The sequence below is a fragment of the Streptomyces sp. NPDC004609 genome (assembly GCF_042873655.1).
In the GTDB taxonomy this organism is placed as follows: Bacteria; Actinomycetota; Actinomycetes; order Streptomycetales; family Streptomycetaceae; genus Streptomyces.
In genome coordinates this window covers 112,330-131,205 of record NZ_JBIALS010000003.1, presented here as the reverse complement: position 1 = coordinate 131,205, position 18,876 = coordinate 112,330, and the positions used below count along the sequence as shown (strand labels likewise).

General features: G+C 70.5%; 14 protein-coding genes and 1 tRNA gene. 10 read left to right on the top strand and 5 right to left on the bottom strand.

Annotated features, from left to right (window positions below):
• Positions 1–262 precede the first annotated feature (262 nt).
• The 6 genes from eno (at position 263) to ACFYT4_RS03890 (ending at position 7,647) form a co-directional block, all read left to right on the top strand.
• Positions 263–1,543: a phosphopyruvate hydratase gene (eno, locus tag ACFYT4_RS03915; protein ID WP_389264970.1), complete on the top strand. Its 1,281-nt coding sequence runs from the start codon at positions 263–265 to the stop codon at positions 1,541–1,543.
• Between the two features lie 93 nt (positions 1,544–1,636).
• Positions 1,637–2,107 (top strand): septum formation initiator family protein, encoded by a 471-nt coding sequence (locus ACFYT4_RS03910; protein WP_389264968.1) that lies wholly within the window; start codon positions 1,637–1,639, stop codon positions 2,105–2,107.
• A gap of 86 nt (positions 2,108–2,193) precedes the next feature.
• Positions 2,194–2,712: a DUF501 domain-containing protein gene (locus tag ACFYT4_RS03905; protein WP_389264966.1), complete on the top strand. Its 519-nt coding sequence runs from the start codon at positions 2,194–2,196 to the stop codon at positions 2,710–2,712.
• Between the two features lie 558 nt (positions 2,713–3,270).
• Positions 3,271–4,185 (top strand): exopolyphosphatase, encoded by a 915-nt coding sequence (locus ACFYT4_RS03900; protein WP_389264964.1) that lies wholly within the window; start codon positions 3,271–3,273, stop codon positions 4,183–4,185.
• A gap of 522 nt (positions 4,186–4,707) precedes the next feature.
• Positions 4,708–6,099 carry an NAD(P)/FAD-dependent oxidoreductase gene (locus ACFYT4_RS03895; RefSeq protein ID WP_389264962.1) on the top strand — a complete coding sequence of 464 codons (1,392 nt, stop codon included), beginning with the start codon at positions 4,708–4,710 and terminating at the stop codon, positions 6,097–6,099.
• A gap of 255 nt (positions 6,100–6,354) precedes the next feature.
• The gene (locus tag ACFYT4_RS03890) at positions 6,355–7,647 is read left to right on the top strand and encodes a class I SAM-dependent methyltransferase (protein ID WP_389264960.1); all 1,293 of its coding nucleotides are present in this window, start codon (positions 6,355–6,357) and stop codon (positions 7,645–7,647) included.
• A gap of 174 nt (positions 7,648–7,821) precedes the next feature.
• Here the strand turns inward: ACFYT4_RS03890 and ACFYT4_RS03885 are convergent, their stop codons facing one another.
• Positions 7,822–10,356: an ABC transporter permease gene (locus tag ACFYT4_RS03885; protein ID WP_389264958.1), complete on the bottom strand. Its 2,535-nt coding sequence runs from the start codon at positions 10,354–10,356 to the stop codon at positions 7,822–7,824.
• 48 nt (positions 10,357–10,404) lie between these two features.
• The gene (locus tag ACFYT4_RS03880; protein WP_389264956.1) at positions 10,405–11,175 is read right to left on the bottom strand and encodes an ABC transporter ATP-binding protein; all 771 of its coding nucleotides are present in this window, start codon (positions 11,173–11,175) and stop codon (positions 10,405–10,407) included.
• A gap of 439 nt (positions 11,176–11,614) precedes the next feature.
• Here ACFYT4_RS03880 and ACFYT4_RS03875 point away from each other — a divergent pair.
• The 3 genes from ACFYT4_RS03875 to ACFYT4_RS03865 all read left to right on the top strand — a co-directional run bounded on the left by ACFYT4_RS03875 (position 11,615) and on the right by ACFYT4_RS03865 (position 14,845).
• Positions 11,615–11,697: transfer RNA gene (locus ACFYT4_RS03875), tRNA-Leu, on the top strand.
• Positions 11,698–12,105: 408 nt separating this feature from the next.
• Positions 12,106–13,632: a glycosyl hydrolase family 18 protein gene (locus ACFYT4_RS03870; RefSeq protein ID WP_389264954.1), complete on the top strand. Its 1,527-nt coding sequence runs from the start codon at positions 12,106–12,108 to the stop codon at positions 13,630–13,632.
• 319 nt (positions 13,633–13,951) lie between these two features.
• Positions 13,952–14,845: a Bax inhibitor-1/YccA family protein gene (locus ACFYT4_RS03865; protein ID WP_389264952.1), complete on the top strand. Its 894-nt coding sequence runs from the start codon at positions 13,952–13,954 to the stop codon at positions 14,843–14,845.
• A 341-nt stretch (positions 14,846–15,186) separates the two neighbouring features.
• Here ACFYT4_RS03865 and ACFYT4_RS03860 read toward each other — a convergent pair whose 3' ends face one another.
• Positions 15,187–15,417 carry a DUF4287 domain-containing protein gene (locus ACFYT4_RS03860; RefSeq protein ID WP_389264950.1) on the bottom strand — a complete coding sequence of 77 codons (231 nt, stop codon included), beginning with the start codon at positions 15,415–15,417 and terminating at the stop codon, positions 15,187–15,189.
• Between the two features lie 101 nt (positions 15,418–15,518).
• Here ACFYT4_RS03860 and ACFYT4_RS03855 point away from each other — a divergent pair, with 101 nt between their 5' ends.
• Positions 15,519–15,845 (top strand): hypothetical protein, encoded by a 327-nt coding sequence (locus tag ACFYT4_RS03855; protein ID WP_389264948.1) that lies wholly within the window; start codon positions 15,519–15,521, stop codon positions 15,843–15,845.
• Between the two features lie 456 nt (positions 15,846–16,301).
• On the opposite strand, the gene ACFYT4_RS03850 is transcribed toward ACFYT4_RS03855, so the two are convergent.
• Positions 16,302–17,162 (bottom strand): hypothetical protein, encoded by an 861-nt coding sequence (locus ACFYT4_RS03850; RefSeq protein ID WP_389264946.1) that lies wholly within the window; start codon positions 17,160–17,162, stop codon positions 16,302–16,304.
• A gap of 441 nt (positions 17,163–17,603) precedes the next feature.
• On the bottom strand, positions 17,604–18,824 hold the full coding sequence (locus tag ACFYT4_RS03845) for an acetyl-CoA C-acetyltransferase (RefSeq protein WP_389264944.1): 1,221 nt from the start codon (positions 18,822–18,824) through the stop codon (positions 17,604–17,606).
• Positions 18,825–18,876: the final 52 nt, after the last annotated feature.

Below are 18,876 nucleotides of genomic sequence, written 5' to 3'. Positions count from 1 at the left end.
CCCCGCCGCCGGGCGGCCCGGACGCCCCGCGCCCGCACGCCGTCCGCCCCGCGGAGTGGACCCGGCGCCCCGCAGCGGACCTTACCGATGGGTAATGATCGCCCGTCCGGCTGTCCTTTTATCCCCCGGCGACGCGCTTCACGCCGTTTTTCGTCCCAGGGGGCGGGCATCGACAGGGCCACGACCCCCGGCCGGTTAGGCTCATGCCGCAAGGCCGATGAGGCCCTGCACTTCCAGCGTCACATCCCAGAAGGAGATGCTCGTGCCGTCCATCGACGTCGTCGTAGCCCGGGAAATCCTGGACTCCCGAGGCAATCCCACGGTCGAGGTCGAGGTCGGCCTCGACGACGGAAGCACCGGCCGTGCCGCCGTGCCCTCCGGCGCCTCCACCGGTGCGTTCGAGGCCCTTGAACTCCGCGACGGTGACCAGGACCGTTACCAGGGCAAGGGCGTCGAGAAGGCCGTCCTCGCCGTCATCGAGCAGATCGGCCCGGAGCTCGTCGGCTACGACGCCACCGAGCAGCGCCTGATCGACCAGGCCATGTTCGACCTCGACGCCACCCCGGACAAGTCCTCGCTCGGCGCCAACGCCATCCTCGGCGTCTCGCTCGCGGTCGCGCACGCCGCCTCCGAGGCGTCCGACCTGCCGCTCTTCCGCTACCTCGGCGGCCCGAACGCGCACCTGCTGCCCGTTCCGATGATGAACATCCTGAACGGCGGCTCGCACGCCGACTCCAACGTGGACATCCAGGAGTTCATGATCGCGCCGATCGGCGCGGAGTCCTTCTCCGAGGCCCTGCGCTGGGGCACCGAGGTCTACCACACCCTCAAGAAGGTCCTGAAGCAGAAGGGCCTGTCCACCGGCCTCGGCGACGAGGGCGGCTTCGCGCCGAACCTCGACTCCAACCGCGCCGCGCTCGACCTCATCCTCGAAGCCGTCAAGGAAGCCGGCTACGCCCCCGGCCGGGACATCGCGCTCGCGCTCGACGTCGCCGCGTCCGAGTTCTACAAGGATGGCGTGTACGAGTTCGAGGGCAAGTCCCGCTCGGCCGCCGAGATGACCGAGTACTACGAGGAACTGGCCGCCGCCTACCCGCTGGTCTCCATCGAGGATCCGCTGTTCGAGGACGACTGGGCGGGCTGGAAGGTCCTCACCGACCGCCTCGGCTCCAAGGTCCAGATCGTCGGTGACGACCTGTTCGTCACCAACCCGGAGCGCCTGGCCCGCGGTATCGAGGACGGCGCCGCCAACGCCCTCCTCGTCAAGGTCAACCAGATCGGCTCTCTCACCGAGACCCTGGACGCCGTCGAGCTGGCCCAGCGCAGCGGCTTCAAGTGCATGATGTCCCACCGCTCCGGTGAGACCGAGGACGTCACCATCGCCGACCTCGCCGTCGCCACCAACTGCGGCCAGATCAAGACCGGCGCCCCGGCCCGCTCCGAGCGCGTCGCCAAGTACAACCAGCTCCTGCGCATCGAGGAGATCCTCGACGACGCGGCGGTCTACGCGGGACGCAGCGCGTTCCCCCGCTTCAAGGGCTGATCCGGCGCCGGTCCTGCCAGTCGCTCGTACGTCCCCGGCCCGGTCCCGTACCGTGTCCGGGGACGTACGCGCGCAAGGCACGGGAGGCGAGTGATGGCCGGGAAGGACCGGGACCGGTTCTCCACCGCGACCAGGCTGAGGCTGCTCGGCGAGCAGACCGCCGCCCGTGTCTACCGCTCCCAGACCCGGCGCCAGGCCCGCCGCTCCCGGCTCACCGGCCGTGCGGCGTTCCTCGCGCTCGTCGTCTGCTCCCTGGTCGTCGCGCTCGCGTACCCGATGCGGCAGTACGTGTCCCAGCGCGGCGCCATCTCCGACCAGCGGGACCGCATGGCCGAGGCGGAACAGCACGTCGAGCGGCTCCGTGACGAGAAGGCCCGCCTCCAGGACGAGATGTACATCCGACGGCTGGCCCGCGAGCATCTGCACTACGTGCTCCCCGGGGAGACCGGGTACACGATGATCGACCCCGAGGTCGCGGAGAAGCGCCGCACGGACGAGGGGTCGGCCGACCGGCCCTGGTACTCGAACGTCTGGGAAGGCGTCGACAACGCGGACCGCGACTGAGGACCGGCGCGGGCGGGCACTCCCGGCGGGCCGGGGCACTCCCGGCGCGGCCGGGCACACCGGACAGAACAAGATCCAAGGCAGGCATGGAAACCCCTCCACCCACCACCGAACCCACCGAGCCGACCGACGCGGACATCGCGGCGTTCCAGGAGCAGCTCGGCCGCCCTCCGCGCGGGCTGCGCGCGATCGCGCACCGCTGCCCGTGCGGCCTGCCGGACGTCGTCGAGACGGCGCCGCGGCTGCCGGACGGCACGCCCTTCCCGACCCTGTACTACCTCACCTGCCCGCGGGCCGCGTCCGCGATCGGGACGCTGGAGGCGAACGGGGTCATGAAGGAGATGACCGAACGCCTCGCGAACGATCCCGAGCTGGCGGCGGCGTACCGCGCGGCGCACGAGGACTACATCGCGCGGCGGGACGCGATCGAGGTGCTCCAGGGCTTCCCCAGCGCGGGCGGGATGCCGGACCGGGTCAAGTGCCTGCACGTCTTGGTCGGCCACTCCCTGGCCGCGGGGCTCGGGGTGAACCCGCTCGGCGACGAGGCGATCGCGATGCTTCCGGAGTGGTGGCGAAAGGGCCCCTGCGTCTGCCCGTCCGCGTAGCCCCGCGGGGTGGCGCCTCCGGGTGGCAGCCCCGGCCCCCCGCGCCTCAATCGCCGGCGGGGCGGGGTTTGTCCGGGGTGCGGTTCAGGGCCTGGTGGTCCGGTTGCCCCGCGGGGTGGCGGGTTGCTTGTCGGGGCGCTGCCCCGATCCCCGCGCCTCAATCGCCGGCGAGGCTGGAATTTCCTGCCGCCGGTTGCCTTCTGGCAGGCATCCGGGGGAGCCACTGCGGTTCGTAGAGTTTGGGGACGGGGTGACTATTCCAGCCCGTCCGGCGTTTGAGGACGGACCTGTGGCTCGGGGGCGTGAGTCTTGTGGGCAGGGGTGGGGCGAGGGACCTGTCCGGGCCATCAGGATCTGGGGGCGGGGTGACAATTTCAGCCCGTCCGGCGTTTGAGGACGGACCTTGGCGGCAGGGGCCGGAACCCTGGGGCAGGGGTGGGCCGGGAGAAACAGCCCGTCCGGCGTTTGAGGACGGACGGGACCCGGGCGCAGAGGCCCGGCAGGAGAGGGACGTACGGGTGGGGAACCCCGCCCGGAGACAGAGGAGCGCACACAGACATGACCCGCGTCGCCGCCATCGACTGTGGCACCAACTCCATCCGGCTCCTCGTCGCCGACGCGGACCCCGCCACCGGGACCCTCGTCGAGCTGGAGCGGCGGATGACGATCGTCCGGCTCGGACAGGGCGTCGACCGCACGGGACGGCTCGCCCCCGACGCCCTGGACCGGACGTTCACCGCGTGCCGCGACTACGCGGAGGCCATCAAGGCGCACGGAGCCGAGCGCATCCGCTTCGTCGCGACCTCCGCCTCGCGCGACGCGGAGAACAGGGACGACTTCGTACGGGGCGTGCTCGACATCCTCGGTGTCGAGCCCGAGGTCATCACGGGCGACCAGGAGGCGGAGTTCTCGTTCACGGGCGCCACCGGGGAACTGCCGGGCCACGAGGAGCGCCTGGTCGTGGACATCGGCGGCGGCTCGACGGAGTTCGTCATCGGGCGCGAGCACGTGGAGGCCGCGCGTTCCGTGGACATCGGCTGCGTACGGCTGACCGAGCGGCACATCCGCCACGACCCCCCGTCCGCCGCCGAGCTGGCCGCCGTCCGCGCCGACGTCGACGCGGCGCTGGACCTCGCGGAGGAGACCGTTCCGCTGCGGGGCGCCCGGACCCTGGTGGGGCTGGCCGGTTCGGTGACCACGGTCGCCGGGATCGCGCTCGCGCTCGACGCATACGACTCCGAGGCGATCCACCACTCCCGTATCAGCCGTGACACGGTCGCGAAGATCACCCGGAGCCTCGCCGCGTCCACGCACGAGGAGCGCGCCGCGATCCCCGTGATGCACCCGGGACGGGTGGACGTCATCGTCTCCGGCGCCCTCGTGCTGCTCGCGATCATGGAGCGCGTCGGAGCTGCGGAAGTGATCGTCAGCGAGCACGACATCCTCGACGGAATCGCCTGGTCCATCGCCTAGAACCCCGGGGGCGCCTCTCCGGAGGCGCGGGGAAACCCCCCGGGGGGCCTCGCGGTGGCTCCGCGAGACCCCCGGCGGATCCCCGGGGGACCTCCGGACGGCCCCCGGGGGAGCCCTCCGCGCCCCTCGCGAGACCCTCGAACACCCCCCGGAAAGTCGCATATATGCGGCCTGCGATGAGAGGGCTGTGAGCAACTTCGTGAAGTTCTTCACAAGGAAAAGGGGCCTGATGAGGGCGGTATGAGGCCGAAAGGCTCTCCTTGTGGTGGCCCCGGATGCGGCAGCGTGGGTGCCGGGCGGATCCGGTCCTGTTTCAGGGGTGTGGAACCGCCGGGTGGTTCGGGCCCGTACGCCCCTCAAGGCGGCAGCTCACAGGGGGTGCGCAACGGTCGGCCGGGAGCGGTGGTTCCCCCCGGTTCCATGATCTCGATCACGCGGGGCGCGCAGTGTAGCAGAGGTGGTCGGACACCTTGTGAAGGGGCTCACGAGCACCCCCCACCAGGGGGGTGGATACTCGATGGCATGAGCACCACGGAGCGTCCCAGGATCCTCGTCGTAGGCGGTGGGTACGTTGGCTTGTACGCGGCACGGCGCATTCTGAAGAAGATGCGCTACGGCGAGGCGACCGTTACGGTCGTCGACCCGCGCTCGTACATGACGTACCAGCCCTTCCTCCCCGAAGCCGCCGCCGGCAGCATCTCCCCCCGGCACGTCGTCGTCCCGTTGCGACGCGTGCTGCCGAAGGCGGAGGTGCTCACCGGACGGGTCACCACGATCGACCAGGACCGCAAGGTCGCCACGATCTCCCCGCTGGTCGGCGAGGCGTACGAGCTGCCGTTCGACTACCTGGTCATCGCGCTGGGAGCGATCTCCCGCACCTTCCCGATCCCCGGACTCGCCGAGCAGGGCATCGGCATGAAGGGCATCGAAGAGGCCATCGGCCTGCGCAACCATGTGCTGGAGCAGCTCGACAAGGCCGACTCCACGAACGACGAGGACGTCCGCCGCAAGGCGCTGACCTTCGTCTTCGTCGGCGGTGGCTTCGCCGGTGCCGAGACCATCGGCGAGGTGGAGGACCTGGCGCGCGACGCGGCCAAGTACTACACCAACGTCAAGCGCGAGGACATGCGGTTCATCCTCGTCGACGCGGCCGACAAGATCCTGCCGGAGGTCGGGCCCAAGCTCGGCCAGTACGGCAAGGAGCACCTGGAGAGCCGGGGCGTCGAGATCTATCTGTCGACGTCGATGGACTCCTGCGTCGACGGCCATGTGGTGCTGAAGAACGGCCTGGAGGTCGACTCCGACACCATCGTGTGGACCGCCGGTGTGAAGCCCAACCCCGCGCTCGCGCGCTACGGGCTGCCGCTCGGCCCGCGCGGCCATGTGGACACCTCCACCACGCTCCAGGTCCAGGGCACCGACTACATCTGGGCCGCGGGCGACAACGCCCAGGTCCCGGACGTCGCCGCCCGCAAGGCCGGCGTCGAGAACGCCTGGTGCCCGCCGAACGCCCAGCACGCGCTGCGCCAGGCGAAGGTCCTCGGCGACAACGTGATCTCAGGCCTGCGGGGCTTCCCGCAGAAGGAGTACAGCCACGCCAACAAGGGCGCCGTGGCCGGACTCGGCCTGCACAAGGGCGTCGCGATGATCGTCATGGGCAAGATGAAGATCAGGCTCCGCGGCCGGCTGGCCTGGTACATGCACCGTGGCTACCACGGCATGGCGATGCCGACCTGGAACCGCAAGATCCGCGTCTTCGCGGACTGGACGCTCGCGATGTTCCTCAAGCGCGAGGTGGTCTCCCTCGGCGCCATGGAGACTCCGCGCGAGGAGTTCTACGAGGCCGCCAAGCCCACCCCCGCGGCCGTCGGCTCCGTCTCCTCTCCGGCGCCCGAGAAGGCCAAGGCGTCCTGAACCGGGCCTGACTGACCGGTCGTCAACGGCACCCGCCGAAGGGGCCGCCCGCCATCCGTGGTGCGGGCGGCCCCTTCGGCGTCCGTACGGCCATCACCTCGCGCACACCCCCGGAGTAGCCCGATCGCACCGCCGAGCGGGCGCTTCCTGGGGGAATCCGGTCGGGAATGTTGCGTTCCGGGAAGCACCCAGAGTGGTCGGCTTGTTCTCAGGAGACAGGAATCCGCCAGCTGGAAGCTCATGGAGGTGTGCGCCATGGCCGATGCCGCACTGCGGCTGACCGCCCACGCGGAAGAATTGCTCGGGACGCCGTTCCCGATCCGTATCCGGGCCTGGGACGGCTCGGAGGCGGGCCCGCCGGACGGGCCCGTCCTCGTCGTACGGCACCGGCGTGCCGTACGGCGGCTGCTGTGGCGGCCGGGTGAGCTCGGGCTCGCCCGTGCGTGGGTCGCCGGGGACGTCGACATCGAAGGAGACCTCTACACGGCGCTCGACCGGCTCTCCGGAGTCGTCTGGGAGCGCGGCGACGACGACCCGGGGCCCCTGCGCTCACTGCGCGACCCCGCGGTGCGCGCCGCCGCCCGCGGACTGCTCAGGCTCGGCGGTACGCTCCCGCCCCCGCCGCCGCCCGTCGAGGAGGTCCGCCGCCGCTCGGGCCCCCTGCACACCAAGCACCGCGACCGCCGGGCCATCAGCCACCACTACGACGTCGGCAACGACTTCTACGAACTCGTCCTCGGGCCGTCCATGGTCTACTCGTGCGCCTACTGGGGGGACGACGACACCACCCTGGAGGACGCCCAGCGCGCCAAGCTCGACCTCGTCTGCCGCAAGCTCGGCCTCAAGGAGGGCGAGCGGCTGCTCGACGTCGGCTGCGGCTGGGGTTCGATGGCCATGCACGCGGCCCGCGAGTACGGGGTGAACGTCACCGGCATCACCCTCTCCCGCGAACAGGCCGCGTACGCCCGCAAGCGCATCGCGGAGGCCGGGCTCACCGACCGGATCGAGATCCGCGTCCAGGACTACCGGGACGTCAGGGACGGTCCGTACGACGCCGTCTCCTCCATCGGGATGGCCGAGCACGTCGGCTCGGTCCGCTACCACGAGTACACCACCCGGCTCAGCGCCCTGCTGGTGCCCGGCGGGCGGCTGCTGAACCACCAGATCGCCCGCCGTCCGGAGAAGGACGAGGAGTCCTACCGGGTCGACGCGTTCATCGACCGGTACGTGTTCCCGGACGGGGAGCTGTCGCCCCTGGGCCGTACCGTCTCCCTCCTGGAAGAGGCCGGCTTCGAGGTGCGGGACGTCGAGTCGATCCGGGAGCACTACGCCCTCACCCTGCGCCGCTGGGTCGCCCGTCTGGAGGCGGACTGGCACCGGGCGGTGTCCCTCAGCTCACCGGGGCGCGCCCGTGTCTGGCGGCTCTACATGGCCGCGTCCGCGCTCTCCTTCGAGCGCAACCGGATCGGCGTCAACCAGGTCCTGGCCGTGAAGCCGTCCGCCGGGGGAGCCTCCGGCCTGCCCCTGCGCACCCGCACCTGGACCTAGTCCGTACGGGGAAGGGGTACGTGACACGGGCCGGCGCCACGGCCCGCTCCGGTACGAGAACTCCGTCTTCCGGAGCCGGGCCCGTGGGGCACGTCCCGCCGCGGGCCCGCTCACGCGCTGGGGCCCCGCGACCACCTCCCGGTCGCGGGGCCCCGCCGTGGGGTCGTGCCGCGGCTATTCGGTCTTGATCGCCGTCAGCATGTTCAGCCGCGCGGCGCTGCGCGCGGGCCACATCGCGGCCAGCACACCCACCACTCCGGCCAGCAGCAGGAAGATCCCGATCCGCGCCCACGGGACGACCAGTTCGTAGCCCGCGATCGAGTCCCTGAAGGTCTCACCGATCGCCCAGCCCAGGAAGGAGCCGAGCGCGATGCCGATCACCGCTCCGAAGAGGGAGATCACGACGGCCTCCAGGCGGATCATGCGCTTGACCCGGCCGCGGTCCAGGCCGATCGCCCGCAGCATGCCGATCTCCTGCTGACGCTCGAAGACGGACATCGCCAGGGTGTTGATGACCCCGAGGACCGCGATGATCAGGGCCATCGCCAGCAGGCCGTACATGATGTTCAGCATCGTGTTGATCATTCCGCCGAACATATTGCGGATGTCCTGCTTGTCCATGACGGACATCCCGGGGTTGTCGCCGAGGGCGTCCACGAGCGCCTGCTCGTTGGCCTTGGTCTCCCCGCCGTCCATCTTCACCCAGATCTCACGGATGTCGGCCTTCTGCTGGTAGGGGGCGACCACGGACTCGGCGAGCAGATAGGGCGAGACCAGCTCGTTGTCCTTGTAGATCGCGCCGACCGTGAGGTTCTTGGTGTCCTTCCTGCCGTTGCCGTCGAAGACGGCGGGCACCGCGTCGCCGGTCTTCCAGCCGTGGTTCTTCGCCGTCTTCTCCGCCACGGCGACCTGGCCGTCGGAGAGGGTGTCCAGCGAGCCGGACAGCGTCTCCAGGTTGAAGACCTGCTGCACGCCCGCGGGGTCCACGGCGGAGACCGCACGGTCCTCGCCCTTGACGGTGATGTAGGCCGCCTGCTGCCGGGAGAGCCCCTGGACGCCGTCCGCCTTCGCGAGCGCGGAGAGCGCGGACTCGTCGAGCGGGTGGCCGCTGGCCATGGAGACCAGGTAGTCGGCGCGGATGTTGTCCGTCGTCATCTTGTCGATGGCCTGACCCACCGTCACACCGATCACCGTCAGACCGGTGACCAGGGTGAGGCCGATCGCCAGCGCGGAGGCGGTGGCGCCGGTGCGGCGCGGGTTGCGGACCGCGTTCTGCCCGGCGAGCTTCCCGGAGACTCCGAACACGCCGTTCAGCACCGGCCGCACGAGCGCGATCACCGGGCGGGACAGCAGCGGGATCAGTACGATCACGCCGATCAGGGCCAGGAACGCGCCCGCGCCGATCAGCATCCGGCCGTTGGCGCCGTCACTCGACGACGCACCGGCGAGGATCGCCCCGGCGCCGCCGGCGGTGATGAGGCTGCCGATGGAGTTCCGTACGACCAGGGACTTGGCCGTCGCGACCGCGTGCACACTGCTCATCGCGGCGACCGGCGGGATCTTCGCGGCGCGGCGGGCGGGCAGCCAGGCGGCCAGCACGGTGACGAGGACACCGACGGCGAGGGCGGCGAGCACGGCGGTCGGCGAGATGATCAGCGGGCCGTTGGGGATCTTCGCGCCGATGGAGCTGACCAGGGAGCGCAGGCCCACCGCGAGCCCGAGGCCGACGACGAAGCCGACGAGGGAGGCGAGTGCGCCGACGACCAGGGCCTCCAGGATCACCGAGCGCTTGACCTGGCGGCGGGAGGCGCCGACGGCGCGCATCAGCGCCAGCTCACGGGTGCGCTGGGCGACCAGCATGGTGAAGGTGTTGGCGATCAGGAAGATGCCCACGAAGAGGGCGATGCCGGCGAAGGCGAGCAGCATGGTGTTCAGGTTGCTCATCTCGGACTTGATGTCCTTGGCCTCCTGGTCGGCCAGCGCCTTGCCGGTCTGCGCCTCGGCGCCCGCCGGCAGCAGCGGCTCGACGGCCGCCAGGACCGACGCGTCGGAGGTGCCCGGGGTGGCGGTGACGGTGATGTCCTGGAAGTAGCCGGGCTTCAGGTACAGCTTCTGTGCCACGGCGGTGTCGAAGAGCACGAGGCTGCCGCCCGCGTTCACCGCGCCGTCCTCGGTGGTGAAGACGCCGGCGAGCGTGAACTCCTGCACCGGGCCGGTCGTCGCGACCCGCACGGTGTCACCGACCTTGTACTCGCCCTTGTCGGCGCTGGTCTTGTCGAGGGCGATCTGGCCGTCCTTCACCGGGCCGGAGCCCTGGGTGAAGTCGTAGGCGCTGTCCTGGCCGTCCTTGCCGGGGGAGAAGTTCCCGCCCTTGTTGGCCCAGCCGGTGCCGATCAGTTTGCCCTTCTGATCGGCGACGCCGGCGAAGCCGCTGAGACGGCCGGTGGCCTCGGCGACCCCGTCGACACCCTCGATCTTCTCCAGGGTGGCGGCCGGGATGCCCAGGTCCATGTCCTTCTTGCTGGGGCCCTCGACGGCCACGGCGACATCGTCGTAGCTCTTGGCCGACTGTTTGCTGAAGGCGTTGCCGAGGGTGTCGGTGAAGACCAGGGTGCCGGAGACGAAGGCCACGCCGAGCATGACCGCGAGCACGGTCATCAGCAGCCGGGCCTTGTGCGCGAGCACATTGCGCAGGGCGGTACGGAACATGTCAGTCAGTCCTGTGGTGAGAGCCGGAGGTCTGCGGAGCGGCCGGGATCAGCTGGTCCGGCCCTTGGCGTCGAACGCCTTCATGCGGTCGAGGACGCCGTCGGCGGAGGGGCTGTACATCTCGTCGACGATCCGGCCGTCGGCCAGGAAGATCACCCGGTCGGCGTAGGAGGCGGCCACCGGGTCGTGGGTGACCATGACGACGGTCTGGCCCAGTTCGCGCACCGAGTTGCGCAGGAAGCCGAGGACCTCGGCGCCGGAGCGCGAGTCCAGGTTTCCGGTGGGTTCGTCACCGAAGATGATCTCCGGCTGGGAGGCGAGGGCGCGGGCCACGGCGACCCGCTGCTGCTGGCCTCCGGAGAGCTGGGTCGGCCGGTGGCTGAGCCGGTCCCGCAGGCCGACCATCTCGATCACGCCCTGGAGCCACTGCTGGTCGGGCTTGCGGCCGGCGATGTCCATCGGCAGCGTGATGTTCTCCAGCGCGGTCAGCGTGGGGAGCAGGTTGAACGCCTGGAAGATGAAGCCGATCTTGTCGCGGCGGAGCTGGGTGAGCTGCTTGTCCTTCAGCGAGCCCAACTCGGTCTCGCCGATGCGCACGGAGCCGGAGCTGAAGGTGTCGAGCCCGGCGACGCAGTGCATGAGCGTGGACTTGCCGGAACCGGACGGTCCCATGATCGCGGTGAACTCCGCCTGCCGGAAGTCGACGGTGACATGGTCGAGCGCGACCACCTGGGTCTCGCCCTGTCCGTACACCTTGGACAGATCCGTGGCGCGGGCGGCCACAGTGGTGGCGCGGTGTGCGATGGGCGTGGTGGTCACGAGGAGACACTCCTGTCGGCGTGTGACGTTCGGGGACCACACCATCGTGTCGGCCGTATCGCGCCGGAACGTCAGTCCCCGTGCCCGTTCCCGGGGCCCTCTTTGGTCGGATCGCCGGGCCCGCTCCTCCTCCTTTGGTATGACGGTGCCCCTGAGCCCGGGGGCCTTCCGAGGGAGCGCGCACGCGCCCTTCGCGAGCCCCCCGAACCGCCCTGATGAGCCGTTCGGGCCGGGTGGGAGACGGCGGCGGCGAGTTTCCGTCAATCGCACGAAGTCGTGAGGGTGACCACCTGTCGGGACATGTGCGCGTACGTGCCTTTCACCAGCACTGACGCTTCCTCAGGCGGCAATAAAATAAGACAACATCGGGCCAATGCCCGCCTGGCCAAGGGATCTACCCGGATAGGCTCTTGGGCCTACGCGGAGCCGCGCAGACCAGGCCCGGATGGTGGAATGTAGACACGGCGAGCTTAAACCTCGCTGCCCTTCGCGGGCGTGCCGGTTCGAGTCCGGCTCCGGGCACTCAGCCGGCGTCCGGATCGGCTGAAAGTGATTGAACCCGCAAACGTCCGATGAGTGTATCTGGTAACTATCCGTTGTGGCCACATATAAGCGAAAACGTTTCTTCGCGTGGTGTCGGCCCACGGCCCGGGCCACTCTCCTCCGAGACCGCCCGCCGGGCCGCGGCCGTTCGGGTTCCGCCGTACCGTGGTTCGGCCCGGCGACCGGGGATGACCTGGATGCCCGGGTCGGCCGGGCGACCGGGGTACGGCCCGCCGTCCCGTGGATGTGATGAGACGCGCTCTCACCCGGTAACGGCTTTTTCATACTCCTTGATCTCCCGGGCGGGCTCTCCTAGCCTCCCGTGCGGTCGTGAAAGCCGCCTGTGCGGGGGCGGCGCTTTTGCCGGAGTCCTGCCGAGGAGCGCCATTGAAGACCCGCACAGCCCCCTTCGCCGGCACCGCGGCATGCGCCGTCGTGTCCGTACTCGCACTGCTGCTGGGCCTGATGGCCGCGGTCGCCGCTCCCGCGCGGGCGCAGCAGTCCAACCACCCGACCGGTCTGCGGGCCGTGGCGGTCACCGACACCACCGTGACCCTGAACTGGACCGCGTCCCCCCGTCCGGCCGATGTCGGGCACTACCAAGTGGTGGTCGGCGGCGGGTTCGAGGTCGGCACCACGACCGGTACCGACTTCACGGTGACCCACCTCAACGTGGACACCGCGTACACCTTCGCCGTGGTCGCGGTGAGCCCGGACTGGCGCTGGCCGAGCGAGCACATCCCGGTACGGACGACCGGAACAGTCCCGCCGATGCCCGCGCATCCCGTCAGGATGGGGGTCTTCGCCGAGAAGGGCAGCCATCAGCGCGACTTCCACGTCAAGAACCTCCTCACCAGCGGTACGGCCGGTGAGCTCACCCACCTCACGTATGGATACGGCACGGTCACCGACGGCCGGTGCGGTATCGACGACACCTACGCGGCCCTCGAAAGGACCCAACCGGCCGAGACCAGCGTCGACGGGAAGGCCGACACCTGGGACCAGCCGGTCCGCGGCTACCTCAACCAGTTGCGCGAGCTGAAGCAGACCCGTCCGGGGCTGAAGATCCTGTGGTCCTTCGGCGGTCCCGAACGGGCCCATGCCTGGACCGGGGCCCGGCAGGACCCGGCGGCCTTCGCCGCCTCCTGCGCGCGTCTGGTCGACGACCCGCGCTGGGCGGGACTCTTCGACGGCGTCGACCTGGCCATGGAGTTCCCCGAGTGCCGGACGGCCCCCTGCGATCTCGGCGGCGCCGCCGCCGTGACACCCCTCACCCGGGCGCTCCGGGCCGCGCTCGGACCCGACCGGCTCGTCACCGTGACCCTCGGCAGCCGAGGCGGCGGGGCCGACCTGTACGGCAGGGCCGACCTCCCCGGCGCGGCCGCGTACGCCGACTGGTTCAACGTGAAGACCTACGACTACTACTGGTCCACCGACGCGCAGTGGCGGTACCGCACCGCCCCCCACGCTCCCCTGTACGCATGGGACTTCGACGAATGGGCCCGGGACATCCACTACGACATCCGGAGCCTGACCGCTCAGGGAGTCCACCCCAACAAACTCGTCCTCGGTGTCCCCACCCACGCCTGGGGCTGGGAAGGCGTGAGAGCGGGACCCTGGGAGGGCAGCCTCCACGCGACGGGGCCGGCACCGGGACCGTACGAGTCGGGGCAGGACGACTACCGGTCCATCAGGAGCAGATGCGCCGACACCGGAGAGCTGGGGCAGACGGCGTACTCCCACTGCGGCAGCCAGTTCTGGACCTACGACACCCCGGCCACCGTCGCCAAGAAGATGACCTACGCCCGCCAGTACGGTCTGGGCGGCGCGTTCCTCTCCAACCTGCGCGGCGACACCGCGGACGGCGATCTGAGCGCGGCCGTGGACCGGGCACTCGGCGGCCCGGTCCGCTGAACCGGGTCCGTCGGGGACCCGGTGGCCCCGATTCCCGTATTTGTGTTGCTTTGTGTCGCTTTGTTCCATGCGGGACAAAGCGACACGAAATGCTCCGGACGGCGGTAGCGGGGGCGGTCGGTGAGAGGGTGTGAGCGGGTTCCGGAAAACGCCGCCCGGATCCCTGTGGACAGCGGCCCGGAAAGGGTCCCGGCAGGCGTCTCGGCAGATGAGGGATGGGTCACGATCCGGAAAGATCCTCCGCTAGCACTAGGGCCGATGCTTTGCCGGCACATTACGCTTGACGCAAGGCCGCGCCCGGTGGCCATGGAGGAGTGAGATGAGGAGCAGTAACCCGGTCTTCTCGCGACGGGGGTTCAGCCGTGACAACGGCATTGCGGGCTTCAACGCGCAGCCGCAGGCCGGGGGCCCCGCCGTAGGAACCACCGCCGCGAACCCCTATGCCCAGGGCACCGGCAACCCGTACGCCACGAACCCGTACGCGCCGGCCGACATCCAGCCCGGTGGACCGCAGGCACCCGCGCGGTCCCAGGTGATGACCATCGACGATGTCGTCTCGCGCACCGCGATGACGCTCGGCACGGTCGTCCTCACCGCCGCGCTCTCCTGGTTCCTGCTGCCCGTGGACCAGGACAATCTGGGCAAGTCCTACGGCATCGCGATCGGCGCCGCGCTGATCGCGATGGTGCTGGGCCTCGTCCAGGCGTTCAAGAGCAAGCCCGTGCCCGCGCTGATCCTGGCGTACGCGGCCTTCGAGGGTGTGTTCCTCGGCGTCATCTCCAACACCGTCAGCACCTACATCAGCCCCGGCGTCGTCGTCCAGGCGGTCCTGGGCACGATGTCGGTGTTCGCCGGTGTGCTGATCGCGTACAGGATGCGCTGGATCCGCGTGACCCGCCGCTTCTACGGCTTCGTGATGGCCGCCGCGATCGGCTTCCTGCTGCTGATGGCCGTCAACCTGCTGTTCACCGTCTTCGGCGGCGGCGACGGGCTGGGCTTCCGCAGCGGTGGCCTCGGCATCCTCTTCGGTGTCATCGGCATCATCCTCGGAGCCTGCTTCCTCGCCCTCGACTTCAAGCAGGTCGAGGACGGCGTGACCTACGGCGCCCCGCGCGAGGAGTCCTGGCTGGCCGCCTTCGGCCTCACCCTGACCCTGGTGTGGATCTACCTGGAGATGCTGCGCCTGCTGTCGATCCTGCAAGGGAACGACTAGGGCGTGTTTCGAAAGTAGCGCCGTCCGCCCGGAGGGCGGGGCCTGCGGCGTCCGGTGCGTGCAATCGCAAGGCGGAGGGTCGCCCTCGTACTGGACGTACTTGGGGGATTCCGACAACGCAGCGAGTGTGCGTGCTGGGCGTCGCAGGCCAGGCGGGACTTTCGATACACGCCCTAGCCGCGCGCGGCGGCGTCCGATCCGGACGGCCGTCTGATGCGGACGGCCGTCTGATCCGGACAGCGTGACGAAGGGCCCGCAGGCAGCGCCTGCGGGCCCTTCGGCGTTTCGGGACTCAGGGGCCGGCAACCGACCGGGCCCGTCCTGTGGCTGTGGACCGGGCTCTAGAGCAGCCTGCGCGCGGCGCGCCTCAGGTCGTACTCGTGGATGATCGCCTTGGCGTGTCCGTACGAGAGGTTGTGCTCGCTCCGGAGCCAGCTGACCTTCTCCTCGAAACGGAAGAGAGATGGTCCTTCCTCGACGGTGTGCAGCCAGTCGGAGATCTCACGACCGGTGCAGTGGGGGATTCGGGAGAGCAGATTTCGATGGGTCTCTTCGGAGAAGACTTGGGACATCGGCGCCTCCGGACGCATTTTTGCGCGTGTGCTCCTTCACGCCACCGTGCCTGAGCGTTCGCGTATTGGCAACACTCCGTGGGCTGTGCATAGGCTGCGATGTGCCCGATACGACTGAGCTGCTCACCGCCCTGGACCACTTCGCCGATCAGCTGCGGGCCGCCCCGCAGAGTCGTCTCCAGCGGGGCGCGGCGGCGGAGGGGCTGGGGCTGGCCAGGGAGTTGGCACTGCGTGCCCAGCGCGTCGAGGCCCCCGGGCGCGAACCCCTGATCATGCCGGACGCCGGGATGTTCGCGGTGGCGGATCAGCTGACGGTGGCCGGCACGGATCTGGCGGAGGAGCTGCGCCGCGCCCCGGCCTCCCGGGCGCGGGAGGTGGACGAGGCCGTACGGCTGATCCGCGGGGCCGAGCGGCGGGCCTTCCCGTAGGAGTTCCGCCGGAGCCGGTCCCCCTGCCGGCGTCGCCCGCCGACGGGCCGGGGCCGGAATCCCCCTCGCGACCGCACACGGGGAAGGGCGTCGGCCGTCAGGCGGTGAACCCGTACCCCCACCCATGGGTGGGGGCGGAAGGGCTTCCTCCAGGCGGTTCGGCGGGTGGTGGCCGGGAGGGCCGGGGCGCGGGCCCGGAGGGGTCGCGCGGGCCCCTGGGGCGGCCCTGGCGGGCTCGGCGGCGGGGGCGGGTCTCCTGGGCGTGGGAGCGGATGTCCCGGGCGCAGACGGGCGCTGAAGGGCACAGGGTGCCAGGAGAGGATCGGCCGGGAGTACGGTGCGAAGGGGTGCGGAGGTCCGGAACCGGTGGAGTGTCGGGGGCCGGGGTTCGGGGCGCGGGCGGATGTCCCGGAGGATCAGGCTGCGCCTGCCCCTCCCGTGAGCCCGACAGGTGCTCTAGAGGGACGCTATGACACGGTCCGCCAGTATGTAGACCGTCTCCTCACCGCAGACGAACGTCAGGGCGTACGCGCCCGAGACGCTGGAGCCGCCCAGCAGCACCGGGGTGTCCCCGTCGCGCAGCGCCTGCGCCAGGCGTTCGGCGGTCTCCCGGTGTCCGGGCGTCATGCACAGGGTCGTGCCGTCCGCGAACACGTACACGTCGAGCGTGCCGAGCGGGCCGGGCCGTACGTCGGCGAGCTCGGTCCGCGCCTCCGCGAGCTTCTCCAGCCGGGACACCGTGCGCTCGTGGTCGGTGACCACGGGCGTCTGGACCGGTACGAAGTCGGGGTGCGAGGGGTGCCGGCGGCGGGCGGCGGCCAGTTCGGGGGAGTCCTCGGCGAACTCCGGCGACTCCGGCAGCTCCGCCACGTCCTCCAGCGCCTCGGCCATCTCGTAGTCGACGGCCTCCAGGCCCACGAAGTCGGCCTGGCGCGGCACGTAGTACGGGAGTTCGTCACCCGGTGCCGACAGTCCGCCCACCAGTGGCGCGGGCGCGTCGCCGCCGAGCCGGGCGGTGGCGTCCGCGGCGTCCCGGGACTCCTGCGCCGCCCAGAACGCGCGTGCCTCGGCGAGTTCGCGCTCCCGCTCCTCGGCGAGTGCCTCCGCGACCGCGGCGCGTATCTCGGCGGCGGGGGTGGACCGCGCCTGCGGCACGGCGGCCGTGCCGTGCGTGATCTGCGTGGTCGTCCCGGCGGTGGCGGCGAACAGCTCGGTGCGAAGAGCCGCGACCTGCTTGCGGAGCCCGTGGGCGGCGTGCAGGGCAGCGGCGCCGACGACCGTGGCAGCGGCCGTCGTCAGCAGCAGGGCAAAAGACATGGCGCTCACTGACGTACTCCCGGTTTCATTCGACACACCCCCGACTTCCTACATCAGCTTGCGATGACCGTGGGGCTCCTGTCAGTGCATTACGTCACGAAATGGACAGGACTTTTGGCCCGGCGTTTAGCGGGGGAGTGGTGCTGACCTGCGGAAACGATTCTCCCCCAGGAGGTAGGTCACATCCTGGGGGAGTTTCGGTCACGACTTGAGATCCCTGGGAGGATACCGGCGCGGGTCCGGCGCGAGCCGCGCGCGGGATTGCGCCCGAGGGACAGGGGTCCGGTCCCCGCCGAGGACGGGTGCCGGTGGCCGGCCGAGCGGCGGATGCCGGGGGTCGCTCAGCTGAGCCGCACGTGTTTGATGGTCGCGCTCGGTTTCGCCTTGCTGCGGGCAGGTGCCGCCCTCGTCCCTCGGGCGACCCCTACCCTCCGCTGCGGCTCAGCTGAGCCGCTCGATCACCATCGCCATGCCCTGTCCGCCGCCCACGCACATCGTCTCCAGCGCGAACTGCTTGTCGTGGAACTGGAGGCTGTTGATGAGGGTGCCCGTGATGCGCGCGCCGGTCATGCCGTACGGGTGGCCGACCGCGATCGCGCCGCCGTTGACGTTCAGCTTGTCGAGGTCGACGCCCAGATCCCGGTACGAGGGGATGACCTGCGCGGCGAACGCCTCGTTGATCTCGACCAGATCGATGTCGTCGATGGTCAGCCCCGCGCGGGACAGCGCCTGCTTGGACGCCTCGACCGGCCCGTACCCCATGATCTCCGGGGAGAGCCCCGAGACGCCCGTGGACACGATCCGGGCGAGCGGCGTCAGGCCCAGCTCGGCCGCCCGGACATCGCTCATGATGACCAGGGCCGCCGCGCCGTCGTTCAGCGGACAGCAGTTGCCCGCCGTGACCAGCCCGTCGGGGCGGAAGACCGGCTTCAGGCCCTCGACGCCCTCCAGGGTCACGCCCGCGCGGGGGCCGTCGTCCTTCGAGACGACCGTGCCGTCCGGGGTGGTGACCGGGGTGATCTCGCGCTCCCAGAAGCCCTTCTTGATGGCCGCCTCGGCGAGGTTCTGCGAGCGGACCCCGAACTCGTCCATCTCGCGGCGCGTCACGTCCTTGAGCCGCGCCAGGTTCTCCGCGGTCTGGCCCATCGCGATGTACGCGTCCGGCAGGAGGCCGTCCTCCCGGGGGTCGTGCCAGCTGTCGACCCCGCCCTCGGCGAGCTTCGCGCTACGGGCCTGGGCGTCCGCGAAGAGCGGATTCTGGGTGCCGGGCTGGCCGTCGGAGGAGCCGTTGGCGAACCGGGACACCATCTCGACACCCGCCGAGACGAACACATCGCCCTCACCGGCCTTGATGGCGTGCAGGGCCATCCGCGAGGTCTGGAGCGAGGACGAGCAGTACCGGGTGATCGTGCAGCCCGGAAGGTGGTCCATCCCCATCTGCACGGCGACGATCCGGCCGAGGTTGTGCCCCTGCTCACCGCCGGGCAGCCCGCACCCGAGCATCAGATCGTCGATGTCCCCCGGGTCCAGCTCGGGGACCTTGGCGAGAGCGGCCTGAATGATCGTCGCGGTCAGGTCGTCGGCCCGCAGATCCTTGAGGGAGCCCTTGAAGGCCCGGCCGATCGGGCTGCGGGCGGCGGAAACGATGACGGCTTCGGGCATCACGGCTCCAGAGGGAGAGAGGGTGGACGGTTCGGAAGCTACCCCTTGGTAG